The 16,001-nt window shown below is 73.0% G+C and carries 14 protein-coding genes; 7 read left to right on the top strand and 7 right to left on the bottom strand.

Annotated features, from left to right (window positions below; all coding sequences use genetic code 11):
• Nucleotides 1–30: 30 nt before the first annotated feature.
• Both L3078_RS42950 and gap read right to left on the bottom strand, forming a co-directional pair.
• Nucleotides 31–2,406, bottom strand: coding sequence for a glycoside hydrolase family 65 protein (locus L3078_RS42950; protein WP_239759811.1), 2,376 nt, complete (start codon nucleotides 2,404–2,406; stop codon nucleotides 31–33).
• A gap of 226 nt (nucleotides 2,407–2,632) precedes the next feature.
• Nucleotides 2,633–3,646: a type I glyceraldehyde-3-phosphate dehydrogenase gene (gene gap, locus L3078_RS42945; protein WP_239759808.1), complete on the bottom strand. Its 1,014-nt coding sequence runs from the start codon at nucleotides 3,644–3,646 to the stop codon at nucleotides 2,633–2,635.
• A 245-nt stretch (nucleotides 3,647–3,891) separates the two neighbouring features.
• On the opposite strand from gap, the gene L3078_RS42940 reads away from it, so the two are divergent.
• Together L3078_RS42940 and L3078_RS42935 are read left to right on the top strand one after the other, a co-directional pair.
• Nucleotides 3,892–4,599 (top strand): CBS domain-containing protein, encoded by a 708-nt coding sequence (locus L3078_RS42940; RefSeq protein WP_239759807.1) that lies wholly within the window; start codon nucleotides 3,892–3,894, stop codon nucleotides 4,597–4,599.
• Nucleotides 4,600–4,731: 132 nt separating this feature from the next.
• A complete protein-coding gene (locus tag L3078_RS42935) occupies nucleotides 4,732–5,187 on the top strand; it encodes a pyridoxamine 5'-phosphate oxidase family protein (RefSeq protein ID WP_239759805.1) in 456 nt (151 codons plus the stop codon).
• A gap of 201 nt (nucleotides 5,188–5,388) precedes the next feature.
• On the opposite strand, the gene L3078_RS42930 is transcribed toward L3078_RS42935, so the two are convergent.
• Nucleotides 5,389–6,303, bottom strand: a complete 915-nt coding sequence (locus tag L3078_RS42930) for a universal stress protein (RefSeq protein ID WP_239759803.1) — start codon at nucleotides 6,301–6,303, stop codon at nucleotides 5,389–5,391.
• Nucleotides 6,304–6,563: 260 nt separating this feature from the next.
• Between L3078_RS42930 and L3078_RS42925 the strand changes: the two genes are divergently transcribed.
• Nucleotides 6,564–7,559 (top strand): Acg family FMN-binding oxidoreductase, encoded by a 996-nt coding sequence (locus tag L3078_RS42925; protein WP_239759802.1) that lies wholly within the window; start codon nucleotides 6,564–6,566, stop codon nucleotides 7,557–7,559.
• Between the two features lie 247 nt (nucleotides 7,560–7,806).
• On the opposite strand, the gene L3078_RS42920 is transcribed toward L3078_RS42925, so the two are convergent.
• On the bottom strand, nucleotides 7,807–8,802 hold the full coding sequence (locus tag L3078_RS42920) for an Acg family FMN-binding oxidoreductase (protein ID WP_239759799.1): 996 nt from the start codon (nucleotides 8,800–8,802) through the stop codon (nucleotides 7,807–7,809).
• A gap of 342 nt (nucleotides 8,803–9,144) precedes the next feature.
• Here L3078_RS42920 and L3078_RS42915 point away from each other — a divergent pair, with 342 nt between their 5' ends.
• The 4 genes from L3078_RS42915 (at nucleotide 9,145) to L3078_RS42900 (ending at nucleotide 14,259) form a co-directional block, all read left to right on the top strand.
• Entirely contained in the window at nucleotides 9,145–10,491 is a 1,347-nt protein-coding gene (locus L3078_RS42915; protein ID WP_239759792.1) for a phosphoribosyltransferase, read from the top strand.
• A 560-nt stretch (nucleotides 10,492–11,051) separates the two neighbouring features.
• On the top strand, nucleotides 11,052–11,312 hold the full coding sequence (locus tag L3078_RS42910; RefSeq protein ID WP_338059552.1) for a DUF1876 domain-containing protein: 261 nt from the start codon (nucleotides 11,052–11,054) through the stop codon (nucleotides 11,310–11,312).
• Between the two features lie 228 nt (nucleotides 11,313–11,540).
• Nucleotides 11,541–12,053 (top strand): universal stress protein, encoded by a 513-nt coding sequence (locus L3078_RS42905; RefSeq protein ID WP_239759789.1) that lies wholly within the window; start codon nucleotides 11,541–11,543, stop codon nucleotides 12,051–12,053.
• Between the two features lie 250 nt (nucleotides 12,054–12,303).
• Entirely contained in the window at nucleotides 12,304–14,259 is a 1,956-nt protein-coding gene (locus L3078_RS42900; protein WP_239759787.1) for a PAS domain S-box protein, read from the top strand.
• Nucleotides 14,260–14,366: 107 nt separating this feature from the next.
• On the opposite strand, the gene L3078_RS42895 is transcribed toward L3078_RS42900, so the two are convergent.
• From L3078_RS42895 to L3078_RS42885, 3 genes are all read right to left on the bottom strand, one after another.
• On the bottom strand, nucleotides 14,367–14,702 hold the full coding sequence (locus tag L3078_RS42895) for a Rossmann-fold NAD(P)-binding domain-containing protein (protein WP_239759781.1): 336 nt from the start codon (nucleotides 14,700–14,702) through the stop codon (nucleotides 14,367–14,369).
• 62 nt (nucleotides 14,703–14,764) lie between these two features.
• Nucleotides 14,765–15,544 (bottom strand): sigma-54-dependent transcriptional regulator family protein, encoded by a 780-nt coding sequence (locus L3078_RS42890; RefSeq protein ID WP_239759779.1) that lies wholly within the window; start codon nucleotides 15,542–15,544, stop codon nucleotides 14,765–14,767.
• A 132-nt stretch (nucleotides 15,545–15,676) separates the two neighbouring features.
• Nucleotides 15,677–15,979, bottom strand: coding sequence for a putative quinol monooxygenase (locus tag L3078_RS42885; protein ID WP_239759777.1), 303 nt, complete (start codon nucleotides 15,977–15,979; stop codon nucleotides 15,677–15,679).
• Nucleotides 15,980–16,001: the final 22 nt, after the last annotated feature.

Here is a 16,001-nt window from a genome sequence, read left to right as displayed (position 1 = left end):
AAGGTAGTTCAGAATGCCACGGCGGTTTCCTCAGTGCGGAAGGACGAGCGTGCGGGACTCCCCCGGTGCGACGGGGACGGTGCGGTCGGCGAGGGCGACGACGATCGGGGCGCGGTCGGAGTCGGGCACGGTGATGTGCAGCTGCCCGGACCGCAGCCGCAGATGCACGCCCCAGTGGCCCCGGTAGCGGATCGAGAACCCGTACTCGGACAGCTCCGGGATCGGTACGGGGTCGAGCCTCAGCGTGTCGCCGCGCGTCTCCAGTCCGGTCAGACCGCGCTGCACGAGGTCGAGGGTGCCCGCCATGGCGCCCAGGTGGATCCCCTCGCCGGTGGTGCCGCCCTGGAGGTCGGCGATGTCCCCGGCGAGCGCTTCCTGGACAAAGGTCCATGCCTCGGCGCGCCGTGCCCTGGCGAGCACCCAGCCGTGCACGAGGGCGCTGAGCGTGGAGCCGTGGGAGGTACGGCCCAGGTAGTAGTCCACGGTGCGCCGCCACGTCTCGTCGTCCAGCCGGTACCCGAGCCGGTCGAAGAGGGCGCGCAGTTCGGCGGGCGAGAAGAGATGGCCGAGCATCAGCGCGTCGGCCTGCTTGGACGCCTTGTAGCGGTTGACGGTGTCGCCCTCGGCCTCCAGGATCCGGTCCAGCCGCCGGATGTCGCCGTACTTCGCCGTGTACGCCGCCCAGTCGAGTTCGGCGAGCTCGCCGTATCCCTCGAACTGGCTGATCACGCCGTCGTGGAAGGGCACGTGCAGGGAGCGGGAGACGTCCTCCCACAGTTCGAGTTCGCCGCCGTCGAAGCCGGTGCGGTCGGCGAGTTCGAGACGGCGCGGCCACGGGAGCGTCTGCAGCAGTTCGCCGGCGTGGGCGAGGACCCAGGCGGCGGTGACGTTGGTGTAGGCGTTGTCGTCGAGTCCCGGCCGGTCGGCGCCGGGGTAGGCGTCGTGGTATTCGTCGGGTCCGACGACACCGCGCACGCGGTAGCGGCCGAGGCCCTCGTCCCAGGTGGCCGCGTCGGCCCAGAAACGGGCGATCTGCAGCAGCATCTCGGCACCCTTGGTGTGCAGGAACTCGATGTCGCCGCTGGCCTCGTAGTACCGCCACACGTTGTAGGCGATGGCCGAGCCCACGTGGTACTGGAGGTGCGAGTGGTCGGGCAGCCAGCGCCCCGAGCGCGGGTTGAGGTGCAGACGCTGGGTCTCCTCACGGCCGTCGCTCGCGCTCTGCCAGGGGTACATGGCCCCGGTCCGCCCGCTGTCCCCGGCCGCCGCCAGGGCCCGGTCCAGTCGGCGGTGGCGGTAGGTCAGCAGCGCCCGGGAGACCTCGGGGAAGTGCAGGTTCAGATAGGGCAGGACGAACAGTTCGTCCCAGAAGACGTGTCCGCGGTAGGCCTCGCCGTGCAGCCCGCGCGCGGGGACGCCGACGTCGAGGTCAGCGGTGTGCGGGGAGAGGGTCTGCAGGACGTGGAACAGGTGCAGCCGGAGGATGCGGCCGGCTTCCCCCGGCACCTCCAGGTCCGCCCGGCGCCACAGCAGGTCCCACGCGGTGAGGTGGGACTCCAGCAGTTCGTCGAAGCCGGGTGCGCGGCCGACCCGGTCGACGGCCGCCTGGAGCGGGTCGTCGATCGCCGGGTCGCGGGAGGTGAACAGGGAGACGGTCTTGTCCACGGTGACGGTGCGGCCGGGCGCGAGCCCGAGGCGGAACCGCTGGACCGCGCGCCGCCCCTGGTGGTGTGCCTCGGAGGTCTCGCCGTTCGCGCCGACCGTCCGTGCAGCCATGCCGATACGGATGTCCGAGGCGCTGGTGCGACAGCGCAGCCACACGGTGTCGGCGTCCGCCGAGTCGGTGTGGACGTGCACGAGGTGCCGGGTCTCCAGGTCCCGGTAGCGCGCCACTCCGGTGTTGCGCACCCGGCCGTCCAGGGCGGCCTCCACCTCCAGTTCGCCCGTGAGGTCCTCGGCGGTGAACTCCGTGCGCATCGCCGCGAGATGGGGATCCGCCATGTGCACAAGCCGCAGCTGCCGTATCCGTAGCCGGCGGCCGGTGCCGACGGCGTACGTGGAACGGCGCTCCAGGAGGCCGGTCCCCGGGTCGAGCCCCAGGCTGTGGTCGAGGAGCCGGGGGCCGTCCGGGGTCAGCCAGTCCTCGCCGACGAGGCGGAAGCGCAGCGGCAGCCAGTTGGGCAGGTTGACCATGTCCTCGTTCTCGACGTGGTGGCCCGCGACCTCGGAGGTGCCCCGGTCGTAGCAGCCGGCCGCGTAGGTGCCCGGGTAGTGCACGGAGTCGGCGCCGCACTCGGGCAGTGCGCCCCGGGTCGCGAAGTAGCCGTTGCCGAGGGTGCACAGCGCTTCACGCAAGCCCTCCTGCCCCGGGTCGTATCCCTGGTACTCCCAGATCCGGTCGCGCATCCGGTCCTCCGGTGCGTCGGGCTCCGCGAGGCCGCCTCGGCGGCGAAGCCGCGCGGAGCTCGTGGGCGTCCCATCGTCGTGTCGAGCCTAGGGCCCCCCGTCCCGCGCGACGCGGTTACGGCGGCAGACGGGGGATCAGTGACTCCCGTGTGTCCTCGGTGGTCGGCCCCAGGCCCTCGGCCCGAGGCCCTCGGTCCCGGAGCTCGGCCGTGCGGCCGTGGTGGCCTCAGCCGTCGGCGACCAGGGCGGTCAGGTCGAGGAGGCGGTTGGTGTAGCCCCACTCGTTGTCGTACCAGCCGAAGACCTTGGCCAGGGTGCCGTTCACCTGGGTGAGGGCCGGATCGAAGACGCAGGACGACGGGTCCCCGATCACGTCACGGGAGACGATCGGGGCCTTCGACACGCGCAGGATGCCGTGGAGGGGGCCCGCGGCGGCCGTTTCGAACGCGGCGTTGACGTCCCTCACCGTGGCCTCGCGCTCCAGCACGACGGCCAGGTCGGTCAGGGAGCCGTCCTCGACGGGCACCCGGACCGCGATCCCGTCCAGGGCGCCGGCCAGTTCCGGCATCACCAGGCCTACGGCTCGGGCGGCGCCCGTGCTGGTCGGGATGATGCTCAGCGCTGCCGAGCGCGCGCGGCGCAGGTCCTTGTGCGGGCCGTCCAGGAGGGCCTGGTCGTTGGTGTAGCCGTGGATGGTGGTCATCACGCCGCGCTCGATGCCGAAGGCGTCGTCGAGGACCTTCACCATGGGGGCGACGCAGTTGGTGGTGCACGAGGCGGCCGAGACGATCCGGTCGCGGTGGCGGTCGTAGGTGGCGTCGTTGACGCCCATGACGATGGTGGCGTCCACGTTCCTGCCCGGCGCGGACAGCAGCACTGTGTGGGCGCCTGCCTTCAGGTGCAGGGCGGCGGACTCACGGTCACGGAAGCGGCCGGTGGACTCCACGACGATGTCGGCGCCGTGGTCGGCCCAGCGAAGGGCGGCCGGGTCGCGTTCGGCGGTGACCGCGATGCGCCGGCCGTCGACGGTGATGGAGCTGTCGTCGTGGAGGACCTCGCGTCCGATGCGTCCGAACGTCGAGTCGTACTCCAGCAGATGCGCGAGCGTGGCCGGCGAGGTGATGTCGTTGATCGCGACCACCTCGACGTCCTGGGTGCCGACCTCGGCGCGGTCGAGGGCGGCGCGCAGGTAGGTGCGGCCGATACGGCCGAAGCCGTTGATGCCGACGCGAACGGTCATGACGGTGGGCTCCTCACAGGGTCGGTAACTGCGCGTGGTTCGGGCGAGGACCGGCGACCGTGACGGTCACCCCGGCCTCGTGGCCGGGCTCCCCGATGGCAGCGTCGTGGCAGCGCGGGCTCCGGGAGCAGGGGCCGCAGGTCCCCGCCCGGGGCCGACCGGCCCATGGAGGCGGGTCCGCCACCGGCGGACAGTGGGTGGGAAGGCAACTGGAGAAACACGAGCGTCCTCAGGAGGCGAGTGCCATGCGGCACCGGATGGTGAGCGACCTCATGACCACGTCGGTCGTCCGGGTGCGTCCCGACACCGGGTTCAAGGAGATCGCCAAGCTGCTCGCCGAGTACGACATCACGGCCGTACCGGTGGTGGACGACGACGACCGTCCCGTGGGAGTCGTCTCCGAGGCGGATCTGCTGCGCAAGGAGGCCGCGCAGCTGGATCCGGCCGGTCTGCTGCCGGTGCTGCACCCGAAACCCGCCGCCCGTGCGAAGGCGGAGGCGGCAACGGCCGCGGGTCTGATGAACAGTCCGGCCGTGACCGCCCGGCCGCAGTGGACGGTCGTGGAGGCCGCCCAGGTCATGGAGCGGCACCGGGTCAAGCGGCTGCCGGTCGTCGACGAGGTCGGTCGGCTGGTCGGGCTGGTCAGCCGGGCCGACCTGCTCCGCGTCTTCCTGCGGGGCGACCGCGCCATCCGCGAGGAGATCAACGGAGACGTCCTGCTGCGCACCCTGGGCATCTCGCCGGACGCGATCCTCGTGCGGGTGGTCGACGGGCGCGTCACGCTCCGTGGCACCGTCGAGCGCAAGTCCCTGGTCCCGGTCGTGGTGCGGCTGTGCGGCGGCGTCGACGGAGTGGTCGACGTCTCCGCCGACCTGGACCACCGGATCGACGACACCGACGCGTCCGCGGACCCGGAACCGGGCCCGTCGCGCCGCTCCCGGCTGGCGAGCTGAGCGGCCCGACGGGCCCCTCGCCCGAGGACCGGGGCCGAACGGCCCTACCGCGATCCGGACGGCCGCCGTTCCATGGAGGCCGCCCGAGCCGAAACCCGTCAGCACGCACACCCACCCGCGCGGAAGATCACGATGCCGATCAGCAACCACAACGGAGCCGCCAAGCCCCGGCGGTCAGTCGACCTCGACAGCGACGAGGCACTGCGGCTGCTCGGCAGTGTGTCCTTCGGGCGGATCGTGTTCACCCGGCACGCGCTGCCGACCGTCCGCCCCGTCAACCATGTGCTGGACGACGGCGGCATCGTCATCCGTACGCACGAGGGCACGGCGCTGACCGCGCGGGCCCAGGAGGCGGACGACCTGGGCGTCGTGGTGGCGTACGAGGCCGACTCGATCGACCCGGAGACCCACCTCGGCTGGAGCGTGGTCGTCACGGGCTTCGCCCGCCCGGTCACCGATCCCGAGGAGCTGGCCCGCTATCAGGCGATGCTGCGGCCCTGGGTGAGCGGATCCATGGACCACGCGGTCCGTATCCGCCCGGACCTGGTCACCGGCATCCGTCTCACAGCCGTCGAGGCCGACGTCTGACGGCCGGGAGGTCAGGCGGGCCGACGCTTTGGGCGGCCGGCACCACAGGCGGGCCGACACCACAGGCGGCCGCCCACGTGGCGTGGGGCGCCGCCGTCAGGTCGGCGTCCCACGCCGACCGGGACACCGGGACACGGGACACACGTGCGACATGCGCCATCGGCAGGACCCGGTGCCGGGACACGCTGTTGCCGGGTCGGCTCAGGGGTGCGGGACGACGGCGACGGGGCAGCCGGCGTGGTGCAGCACCGCGTGGGTGACCGGGCCGATGTGCGGACCGATGCCGAGGTGCGCGTCCCGCGTCCGACGCCCCACGACGATCAGCCCGGCCCCGGTCGCGGCCTGGACGAGCTCGGTGGCCGCCCGTCCCCGCACGACGCTCTCCACGACGGGGACCCGGGGGAACTTCTCGCACCAGGGGCGCAGCGTCGCGACGACGGCGCGCTCCCGCTCCGCGACCAGCGCGGGGGCCGGCGTCGGTACGGAGCCGGCGTCGACCGTGTGCGCCGTCGGCAGCCGGTACGCGTGGATCACACGGAGCCGGGCGTCGCGACGCGCGGCGGCGGCGAAGGCGAACTCGATGAGTTCGTCGCAGGGGCGCGCGGTGTCCAGCCCGAGGACCACGTCCCGGTAGGGGGTCTGCGGTATCTCGTCGGGCGAGATACCGTCCGGGGCCGGGAGGTGGTCGTCGGCGAGCGTCTGCCGGGCCCGGACGAGCACCACGGGACGCGATGACCTGCCGACCAGGCGCTGAGAGACCGAGCCGACGACGAACCCCGTGACCGCGCCCAGCCCTCGGGAGCCGAGCACCAGCAGCTCCGCCTTGTCCGCCTCCTCCAGCAACGTGTTCACCGGGGAGTCCGCGACGAGCCGGTCGACGATCCGCAGTCCGGGGTGCGCGGAGCGGACGCTGACGACCGCCCGGTCCAGCGTCTGCTCGGCCCAGTGGCGCTCGCTGACGTCGGCCGGCACGGAGGCGGGCGGCCGCGGGTGCCACGCCCAGGTGTGCACGAGCCTCAACTCGGCGCCCAGGCGCAGGGCTTCCCCGGCCGCCCAGTGGGCGGCGGCCAGGCTCTCGGTCGATTCGTCGACTCCTGCGGTCACGTGCCGAAGCATGATGCGTACCTCCTGCGCTCGGGCCTGGCTCCTGTTGTGCCGAAGCCTCGCGGAGAGCCGCCTCCCCCGCAGGGGGCCGCACAGTCCTTTTGTCGGGCCCTTCGGCCCCAACTGCCGCGCGGCACCTCGAAGACCGGGCCGACCGGCACCGGCATGGGCCGTACGGCCCATGCGGCGCCCGACAGGGGGCCAGCACACTGGGCAGGGTCCACCTCCGAGGCCCAGCGGCTCCGCGCACACGGAGCGGGGAGGAGTATCCGATGTGGTCCGAGACCCTCGACGGCCGGGCGCTGGAGACGCTGATCTCGGCGGCCGTGGCCGCGCCCTCCATCCACAACACCCAGCCCTGGCGGTTCCGGCTCGATCCGGACACCGTGACTCTGGAGATCCGGGCCGTGGCGGACCGCGGCCTGCGCCACATCGATCCCACCGGCCGTGCGCTGCACCTCTCCGTCGGCTGCGCCGTCCTCAACCTGCGGGTGGCGGTGGCCCACTTCGGCCGGGAGCCGGTGACACGGCTGCTGCCCCGGCCCGACGAACCGGATCTGCTCGCCACCGTACGATTCGGCGGTCCGGTGCGCAGCACCCCCTTCCCCGGGCTGCACGAGGCGCTGTGGCGCCGGCACAGCAGCCGGTTCCCCTTCTCCGACGTGCCCGTGCCCACCGCGGTGGCGGCGGAGCTCACCGAGGCCGCCCACAGCGAGGGTGCCCTGTTGAGTCGTCCCGCACCCGGCGCGACGGAACGACTGCTACGGCTCACGCGTGAGGCCGAGCACCGCAACACCGCCGACGCCTACAGGGCGGTGGAGAGCCGTCGTTGGGTGCACGAGCCCAACGGGGCGTCTCTCGGCATGCCGCCCACGGCAGTGGGCCCACAGGACTTCCGCGAGCGGATTCCGCTGCGGGACTTCGGCGCCCACCGGCACGCCTCCGCGCTGACCAGCCGCCCCTTCGAGAAGCGGCCGTCGATCGCCGTGCTGTTCACCGCGCACGACCGGAGAGCCGACTGGCTGCGGGCCGGACAGGCTCTCGAACGCGTCCTGCTGGTTGCCACCGCCCGCGGGTTGCGGGCCTCCCTGCTGCACCAGGCCCTGGAATGGCCGGACCTGCGCGAGCAGCTGGTTCCGCCGACGGGCGACCGCCGCGTCCACGCCCAGATGGTGCTCCGGCTCGGCTACGGCCCGGAAGGCGTTGCTTCACCGCGCCGGTCGGTGGGGCAGGTGCTGGACGAGCGTGTGCTGCCCCTCTCCCGGTGAGTCGGACCCGGTCCTGCCACCGGGCCCGGTCCTGCCCTCACATTGCCGAGACACGACCCGGTGGCTCGGGGCACCCCTCGCACAACCTCGATGTCCTCGACGCGGGCCGCGGGCTGCAGGCTGCGGGCTGCGGGCTGCAGGCTGCCTCGACACCGGGCCGGGCGGGTGACCAACGGTGCGGGGGCAGCCGACGCGGGGGCAGTCGGCTCGGGCGACCGCCGACGCGGAAACGATCGTGCGGGGCCGGTCAGGTGATGTCCAGGACGTCCCGGACGGCTCGGCGGGGCGTGGCCGGGCCGTGCGGCCCGTAGCCGAGGCGCAGCACCATCTGGACGTACCCCCGCCCGGAGACCGGGTCCCGGGCGAGTGTGCGCAGGTCGTCGTTCTCCAGCGGGTGGGAGGTCAGCGAGCCGGCCAGTCCGGCCGTGGTGGCCTCCAGCAGGACGTGTTCCAGACCCTGCCCGGCGCGCAGCCAGTCGAGGGGCGCGTCACCGCCGGTGTACAGCAGGGCCAGGTGCGGGCTCTTCTCGAAGACGGTGCTGCCGCGGTCGGCCACCGGCCGACGGCCGGCGAAGTCCCGCAGCGGGGCCCGGCCGTCCCTGCGGCGCGGGCCGAAGGCGTACTCGGGAACCCCGTCGGTGGCGACGTCGGCCTCCGGGCCCAGCCGGGTCCAGCGCTCCAGGTCCTCCCTGCCGCCGGGATCCAGGCTGTCGCGGCTCTCGGCGTCATGGACCAGCCCCAGGACGGTGTCGAGGTGCCAGGACTCGGGGAACGACAGCTCGGCCCCCTCCCGCGCGGCGGCCGCCCGCAGCCGTGACCGTACGTCCTCGGGGACGTCCCGGTCGTCGAAGGGATAGCGGCTGGTGTGCCGCTGGCGGATGGCGGGATACAGCCGTGCCAGATCCGCTGCGTCCGGTGCCGGTCCCCCGGGGCCCGCCAGGTGGACGGCGGCCAGCAACTGCGGGTCGCCCTGGTCCGGCAGCAGTCGGACCAACGGGGACAGGCCGGAGTGCGCGGCGGCGACGCGAAGGTTGAACAGCGCCGCCCCGCAGCCGATGTGCAGCGCCCGGTGGGTGGGGTCGCTGCGACGCATGGCCCGACCGAGGTCCGCGCGCAGCAGCAGGGCGCGCTCGTCGGTCAGGAAGCGGAAGCGCCAGGGCTGCGCGTTGTGCATGGACGGTGCGGCCGTGGCGTCGGCGACGAGTTCGGTCACCGTCTTCGTGTCCAGCTCTCGCGTGGTCATCGCAACCTCCTCGCCCACCGAGCGTCGACCGCCCGAGACCGCGGGTCCCTCCACCGGCCCCCTCTGGGCCGCGGCTCGCGGCTGCGGCTCGGTGGCCACCGCCGCCCGGGGCCCGCCGCGTCGGTGCGGCGTCCCACCCTGCGAGACATTCGCAGTGTCCGCTTCGTCCCCAGTCTGCGGCGGTGCCGCCGCCACCGGGAGGGGCCGTCCGGCCCTCACCCGGGCCGAAGGCCCCTCGCGCGACGGCAGGAGGCGCGCTGCAATGGAGATGACGGCTGGAGGCATCCTTGCGTCCCGCCGATTCCTCCGCTTCGTCGCGGTAGGCGCACGAGGAGGTGGCCTATGCCCTTCGACGACCGTACGGACGCCGGACGCCGACTGGCCCGACGTCTTGAGCACCTGCGCGACGAGGACATCGTGGTCCTGGGGCTGCCTCGGGGCGGCCTTCCGGTCGCGTACGAGGTGGCCCGAACGCTGAAGGCGCCGCTGGACGTGCTCGTGGTGCGCAAGCTCGGGGTGCCGTGGCAGCCGGAGCTGGCCTTCGGTGCCCTCGGTGAGCACGGTGTCCGGGTCCTCAACCAGGACGTGCTCGTCAGCTGCGGGATACGGGACGAGGAACAGGCCCGCGTCGAGCGGGACGAGCGGGCGGAGCTGGGCCGGCGTGTGGCCCGCTACCGCCCCGGGCGCGCCCCCGTGTCCCTCGCGGGTCGCACGGTGCTGGTCGTGGACGACGGGCTGGCCACCGGCGCCACCGCCGAGGCGGCCTGCCGGGTGGTGCGGGGCCAGGGTGCGGCGCGGGTCGTTCTCGCCGTCCCGGTGGGATCGACGGAGGCCGTCGCCCGGCTGCGCGGCGTCACCGACCAGGTCGTCGGCCTCGAAACGCTGGGAAACCTGGGCTCGGTCGGCGCCTGGTACCGCGACTTCACGCAGACGCCCGACACGAAGGTGATCGACCTCCTCACACGTGCCACGTCCGCTCAGCCGCCGACGCCCGCCCCCGGGACGACGTCCGTGGAGCGGCGGGCGGAGGGGTTGGACAGGGGTGAGGTGGAAGTGCCCGCCGGTCACGTACGGCTGCCCGCCCGGCTGGTGCTGCCCGACGGGGCCCCGGCGGTGGTCCTCTTCGCGCACGGCAGCGGCAGCGGACGTCACAGTCCACGCAATCGGTATGTGGCCGACACCCTCAACCGGGCCGGCCTGGGCACCCTGCTGCTCGACCTGCTCACGGCGGAGGAGGAGGGCGACCGCCGCAATGTCTTCGACGTCGCTCTCCTGGCGGGCCGGCTGCACGCGGCCGCCACCTGGCTGCGCGACGGAACCGGAGTACCGGTGAGCTACTTCGGTGCCAGCACCGGAGCCGCGGCCACTCTGGAGGCCGCGACCGCGCCCGGGGCCGACATCCGCGCGATCGTCTCCCGGGGCGGGCGCCCCGACCTGGCCACCCCGGCGGTCCTGGGCCGTGTGCGGACCCCGACGCTCTTCGTGGTGGGGAGTCTGGACACGAGGGTGCTCAGCCTCAACCGCCTCGCCGCCGACCGGTTGCGCTGTGAACACCGCCTCGCTGTCGTCCCGGGCGCCACCCACCTCTTCGAGGAGCCCGGAACCCTGGCCACGGTCGCCGAACTGGCCCGCGACTGGTTCACCACCCATCTCGCCCAGCCGGTCGCCGGACACCGCCGGTCGGCCTGATCGCGGCCGGGGTGGGCACGGGTGGGCCGGACGCCGCCGGCGACGGGCGTGGCGTCTCGGGTTCGTTCCGTGTGACCTGTTCTCACTCGCGCGTCCGAACGCAATGGCAAGGGCCGACCCTCCTCGCACCGGGGCCGGTAGGCCCTTCAACGGAGGCGCGGACGGATCGACGCTGTAATCGGGCACGAACGTTACGGGTGGCCCGCCGCCCCCCCTTCTCCATGTGAGGGCGTTCGTGCCGGGGCCGCTCTCGGGCGAAGCGGTGGCCGCACGTGGGTCATCGGCCGGCGTGCCCGTGAGTTCATGACTCTCACCCCCGACGGGCACGTCCCCGCAGGCCTTCACCTGGCACCAGGTGGGGGCCTGCCCACGCCTCGGCCGTACGCGGTCGACCCCCGCGGTCGCCGGATCATGGTCGCAGCTCGGGCCGCCCTGCCGGCCGTCGCCTCCCCTTGCTGGACCGGCCCTCGGAACCGGCGCACGCTGAAAAGCGAAGAACGAAAACGGACGACTGGAGCAGAGGACGAGAGCGCAGGACGCGCATCCCGACGGGAGTGATCATGATGGAAGCCAAACAGTGGACCGTCCAGGTCTACATCAGTGAAGAAGGAGACGAGACGCACGCGCGTGCCGTCCTGGCCACGCGTGACACGTCGCGCCTCATGGGCAGGGGGGTGGCCCGGCGCAACCCGATCGACCGCCCCATCCCGGAGATCGGCGACGAACTCGCCGCGAGCCGTGCCCTGGAGGACCTGGCCATCCGCCTCCACGACGTCGCCTCCGACGACATCGTTCAACTCACCGGCCCTGTCCAGGCATGACACCGAGCCGTCGGGCACGCCGGCCGGTCCGGGGCGCGGGGCGGTCACGGTCATGGAGCGACAGCCGCCCCGCTCCCCGGGGGACAGGCTCGTGTCCGCCGGCGGCCCGGCGGGCCGGCCTGACCGGCGGCAAGGGACCGTTCGGCACCCGGGCGAGCCCCCTCGGCCCAGGCCCCGCCGTGCCCGTCGAGGGCATGGTGGGACCAGAGACCGTCCAGGGAGGCTGTCATGACGGAACCGACCGCCGGGAACCACATCGTCGTGGGCGTCGACGGATCCGACGCGTCCGTGGCCGCGCTGCGCTGGGCCGTACGTCAGGCCCACTCCCGGCGCGCGGACGTGATAGCCGTCCATGCCTGGGAATGGTCCGGGGCCACGCTCGCCCCCTACGCTCCGGCGTCGTCCCACCCCGGCCCCGCCGAGGAACGCCTTCGGGCCGAGCAGTTGCTCGCGGGGGCGGTGCGCAGGTCCCTCGGCCCGCACGTCGACACCCCCGTACGCGCGGTCGTGGCCGAGGGCTCACCCTCGCGGGTCCTGCTGAAGCACGCCCGCGACGCACAGCTCCTGGCCCTCGGTCGCCCCGACCACCCCGACCAAGGGCTCCCCGCGATCGGCGCCGTCACCCGTGACTGTCTGCGCCACGCCACGGTCCCCGTCGTCACGGTGCCCGTTCCGCGACGACACGCCTCCCCACCGGTCCCCTCCGGTACCGCGCCCCTCGCCGGTCGTGGAGCCGCGTAGGTCGAACGGCGAGCGTGTCGAGCGACGTGGTCAGGACGAGGGTGATCCCACGGCCTGCATCTCGCTCTCGTACGTCCCTTGCGGCCGTGCCCCTGACTCCGGCTCGGACAGCGGCGGTGTCAGGTCGGGCATCCGAGGCGCGAACCGGGCAAATTCATTCGGTAGGCGCACAGTTGCCGACAAACAGTGGTCCGCCCGCCCCGGGTGCAGTGGGATGACCCGATCTCAGGGAAAGCGGGGTGGGGCCGGCATGGACAACTTCGTCCCGGTGGTGCGGGCACGACACGCCGAGACCGGCGACCGGGAGCACTGCCGATGCGCGCCACGGGACCGAGACGGTGGACCGAGTGTGGTCGAGGAGCGGTTCCGAGGGCTGCTGGAGGCCGCGCCGGACGCCATGGTCATCGTCGACGACACCGGAACCATCCGTCTGGTCAATGCCCAGACGGAGGCTCTCTTCGGCTACCGGCGCGAGGAACTGCTCGGCCACCCGGTCGAGTTGCTCATCCCGCACCGTTTCCGTGACCATCACACCCGGCACCGAGGCGGCTACGCCGCCAACCGGCAGGTGCGCCCGATGGGCGCCGGACTGGAGTTGCACGGCCTGCGCCAGGACGGCACCGAGTTCCCGGTCGAGATCAGCCTCAGCCCCCTGGAGACCGCGGACGGGCTGCTGGTGTCCGCCGCCGTCCGGGACGTCAGCGAGCGCAAGGCCGCCGAGCGGCGCATCAACGAACTGGCCGCGCTCGTCGAGTCGTCCCAGGACGCGATCCTCGCCAAGACCCTCAACGGCCACATCACCTACTGGAACGCCGCCGCCCAGCGGCTGTACGGCTACACGGCCGAGCAGGCCATCGGTCGCCACATGTCGTTCCTCGCTCCGACGGACCGCAGGCACGAGGTCAACGCGCTCATGGAACTGCTGCGGCGGGGCGAGAAGGTGGAACACTTCGAAACCCTGCGCCTCACCCGGACGGGGGCACTGCTGGACGTCGACGTCACGCTGTGGCCGACCAGGGACACCGACGGCACGGTCGTCGGGGCCTGCGCCATCGTCCGGGACATCAGTGACCGCAAGCGTGCGGAGGCCGAACTCACCGCCCTGTACGAGCAACAGCGGCACATCGCGCTCACGCTGCAGCGCAGCCTGATGGGGACCCCGCCCGCGATCGCCGGGCTGGCCACCGCGAGCCGCTATCGTCCGGCCACCCAGGGTGCGGGCGTGGGTGGCGACTGGTTCGACCTGATCCCGCTGGGGGCGGGCCGGGTCGGGGTGCTGATCGGTGACGTGATGGGCCGTGGCCTGGAGGCGGCCGCCGTGATGGGCCAGTTGCGGTCCGCCGCGCACGCGCTCGCCAAGACCGGTATGCAGCCACGTCAGTTGATGCAGGCCCTCGACACCTGCGTGGCCGACCTCGACGTCCCCGACCAACTCGTCACCTGCTGCTACCTGGTCATCGCCCCCGACACGGGCACCGTGACCGTCTGTTCGGCCGGCCATCTGCCGACGCTCATCGCCTCCCCCGGCGATCACGTCCGGCGGCTCACGACGCCCGTCAACGCGCCCCTGGGTGTCGGCGGCATCCTCTACCAGCAGTCCTGCGAGCAGATCCCGCCGGGCGCCACGCTCGTCCTGTACACGGACGGTCTGGTCGAGACCCCCGGCAGCGACATCGACGACCACATCGGTGAACTCGTCTCCTCGCTCGACGGGTTCTTCGTCCACGACTCGTGTCTGGAGGCAGCCGCCGACCATGTGCTCGCACGGCTGCTGCCCGACGCCGAGAGCCACAACGACGACGTCACGCTGCTCCTCGCCCAGCTGCCGGCCGCCCCGCTGGCGTCCGTCACCACCCATCTGCCCGCCATGCCCTCGTCGGTGCCCGAGGGCCGTGAGTTCCTCACCAAGGCTCTCGCCTCCTGGGGCTGCGTCGGATCGGCGGATTACGCACTGCTGCTGCTCTCCGAGACCCTGACGAACGCAGTCCAGCACGCCGAGGGCCCCATCGGTCTGCAGGTGTGCCGGACCGACACGGATCTGACGGTCGAGGTCAGCGACAGCAGTCCCCAACTGCCCCAGCCGCGCCTCGCGGCCGAGGACGAGGAGTCGGGACGTGGTCTGCACCTGGTCCGCGCGCTCTCCGACAGCTGGGGAGTGCGCCCCACGGACGACGGGAAGACCACCTGGTTCACGCTCAAGCTGTGACGCCCGAGCGCGGCCGAGCCGGAGGGCTCCCGGCCCTCCGGCTCTCCCCTCGCGGCCCCCGGTGCCCCCTCCTCGCTCTCAGCCGACGAACTCCCGCACGGCCGACTTCAGTTGTGCCAGTCCCTTCTTCGCGTCGGTGAAGAACATCCCGGTCCTAGGACGAGTTCCCCGTCGCGCACGAGGTGGCGCAGCAGCGCGACGAGGTTGCAGGCGTACGCCGTGGACGCGGCGGTCGCCATCGTCGACGGCAGTCGTCCGGCGCCGATGACGGTGACCCCGCCCGCTCGCACGTCCGTCTTGTCGGGCTCGGAGCCCTCGACGTTCCCGCCGAGTTCGCTCGCCGCGAGGTCGACGACGACCGAGCCCGGCTTCATGCCCGCCAGTGCGGTGCCGGTCACCAGCAGCGGGGGCTTGCGTCCGGGGACCTGGGCGGTGGTGATCACGACGTCGGAGCGGGCGATGTGCGCGTCCAGCGCCTCGCGTTGGGCCCGCTGCTCGTCCTCGGTCAGCTCCCGTGCGTAGCCCCTCTGTCCGGCGCCCGATTCCGCGCCGTCAGCCCCACGTCGGTGCCGTACCGCGTGGCGACGGCTTCGGGTGGGCTCAGCGCTCGTCCGTCGGGCCCGAGCAGGACGGGCGGTGCGGGGAGCCCGCGCGCGAGTTCCGCCTCGGCGGCCAGCGCGGCGGCACGCACCGCCGCGAGCGCGGGGGGCGTGGCGATGGTGCTGCCACCGGTCAGGTCGACCACGCCCAGCAGCGGCCCGGTGGCGGGGTCGCGTACGGGGGCCGCCGCGCAGGACCAGGCGTGTGCGGCCGAGTTGTAGTGCTCGCCGTTGAGGATCTGGACGGGGTGGCCCAGCGCCAGTGCGGTGCCGGGGGCGTTTGTTCCAGCCTGCGCCTCGGACCACCCGGCTCCTTCCGCGAAGTGCATCCTCTCGGCGCGTGCGACGGTCCTGGAGTCACCCTCGACCCACAGCAGGGTTCCCTCGGCGTCCCCGACCGCGAACATGTGCCCGTCGTCCGCCGCCCCGGAACCGAGCAGCTCCCGTAGCAGGGGCATGACAGCGGCCAGGGGGTGCGTGCTGCGGTAGGCCGCCAGGTCCTGGGACGTGCGGCGCAGCGGCGGCAGTCGGCTTCCGTCGGGCCGCACGCCGCACGACTCACAGCGTTGCCATGACTCGAACACCAGAGGTCGCGTCTCGGGCGGGGCTCCGCGCGAGGGCTCGGCCACGTACTGCTCGTGCGGGGCGAGCGGCGCGGGCATCGACGGGGAGGTCGACGCGTCCATGGCACCTCCCGCGTCCTTGCTTCCTGCCTGCCCGCACAGCCTCGCCGGGGGCCGCGACGCTCCGCAGATGCCGAACGGCCCTCGGGTGAGGGCCTGTTGGCCCCACCCGCGACGATCACGGCGGTGAGCGGGTCACCCTCGCGTGTCCAGCGGTTCGAGGAACGTCAGCACCGAGGCGTCCTCCTCGATCAGCGGACTGAGGGCGGCGTTGAACGGGGCGCCGTAGGGAGCGTTCAGGTGCGCCTGGAAGGCGTCGTCGTCCCGGTAGACCTCGAAGATCCAGTAGGCGCGCGGCGCGGCCTCCTTGGTGTAGACGTCGAAGGCGAGGTTGCCCTCTTCGGCGCGCGCCTTCAGGGCGTAGTCCTTGATCAGGCGGGTGACCTCGTCCTCCGCTCCCTCTCGGGCGGTGAACTCGGCGAGCAGGGTCTTCGTCATGATTGCGTGTCCTTGTCCGTGG

Origin of the sequence: Streptomyces deccanensis (genome assembly GCF_022385335.1) — a bacterium.
In the GTDB taxonomy this organism is placed as follows: Bacteria; Actinomycetota; Actinomycetes; order Streptomycetales; family Streptomycetaceae; genus Streptomyces; species Streptomyces deccanensis.
This window is presented reverse-complemented; position numbering and strand designations above follow the sequence as displayed.

Excerpts from the sequence above, each read along its gene's own strand:
- L3078_RS42950 (WP_239759811.1), bottom strand. The coding sequence starts at position 2,406 with ATGCGCGACCGGATCTGGGAGTACCAGGGATACGACCCGGGGCAGGAG.
- gap (WP_239759808.1), bottom strand. The coding sequence starts at position 3,646 with ATGACCGTTCGCGTCGGCATCAACGGCTTCGGCCGTATCGGCCGCACC.
- L3078_RS42940 (WP_239759807.1), top strand. The coding sequence starts at position 3,892 with ATGCGGCACCGGATGGTGAGCGACCTCATGACCACGTCGGTCGTCCGG.
- L3078_RS42935 (WP_239759805.1), top strand. The coding sequence starts at position 4,732 with ATGCCGATCAGCAACCACAACGGAGCCGCCAAGCCCCGGCGGTCAGTC.
- L3078_RS42930 (WP_239759803.1), bottom strand. The coding sequence starts at position 6,303 with ATGCTTCGGCACGTGACCGCAGGAGTCGACGAATCGACCGAGAGCCTG.
- L3078_RS42925 (WP_239759802.1), top strand. The coding sequence starts at position 6,564 with ATGTGGTCCGAGACCCTCGACGGCCGGGCGCTGGAGACGCTGATCTCG.
- L3078_RS42920 (WP_239759799.1), bottom strand. The coding sequence starts at position 8,802 with ATGACCACGCGAGAGCTGGACACGAAGACGGTGACCGAACTCGTCGCC.
- L3078_RS42915 (WP_239759792.1), top strand. The coding sequence starts at position 9,145 with ATGCCCTTCGACGACCGTACGGACGCCGGACGCCGACTGGCCCGACGT.
- L3078_RS42910 (WP_338059552.1), top strand. The coding sequence starts at position 11,052 with ATGATGGAAGCCAAACAGTGGACCGTCCAGGTCTACATCAGTGAAGAA.
- L3078_RS42905 (WP_239759789.1), top strand. The coding sequence starts at position 11,541 with ATGACGGAACCGACCGCCGGGAACCACATCGTCGTGGGCGTCGACGGA.
- L3078_RS42900 (WP_239759787.1), top strand. The coding sequence starts at position 12,304 with ATGGACAACTTCGTCCCGGTGGTGCGGGCACGACACGCCGAGACCGGC.
- L3078_RS42890 (WP_239759779.1), bottom strand. The coding sequence starts at position 15,544 with ATGGACGCGTCGACCTCCCCGTCGATGCCCGCGCCGCTCGCCCCGCAC.
- L3078_RS42885 (WP_239759777.1), bottom strand. The coding sequence starts at position 15,979 with ATGACGAAGACCCTGCTCGCCGAGTTCACCGCCCGAGAGGGAGCGGAG.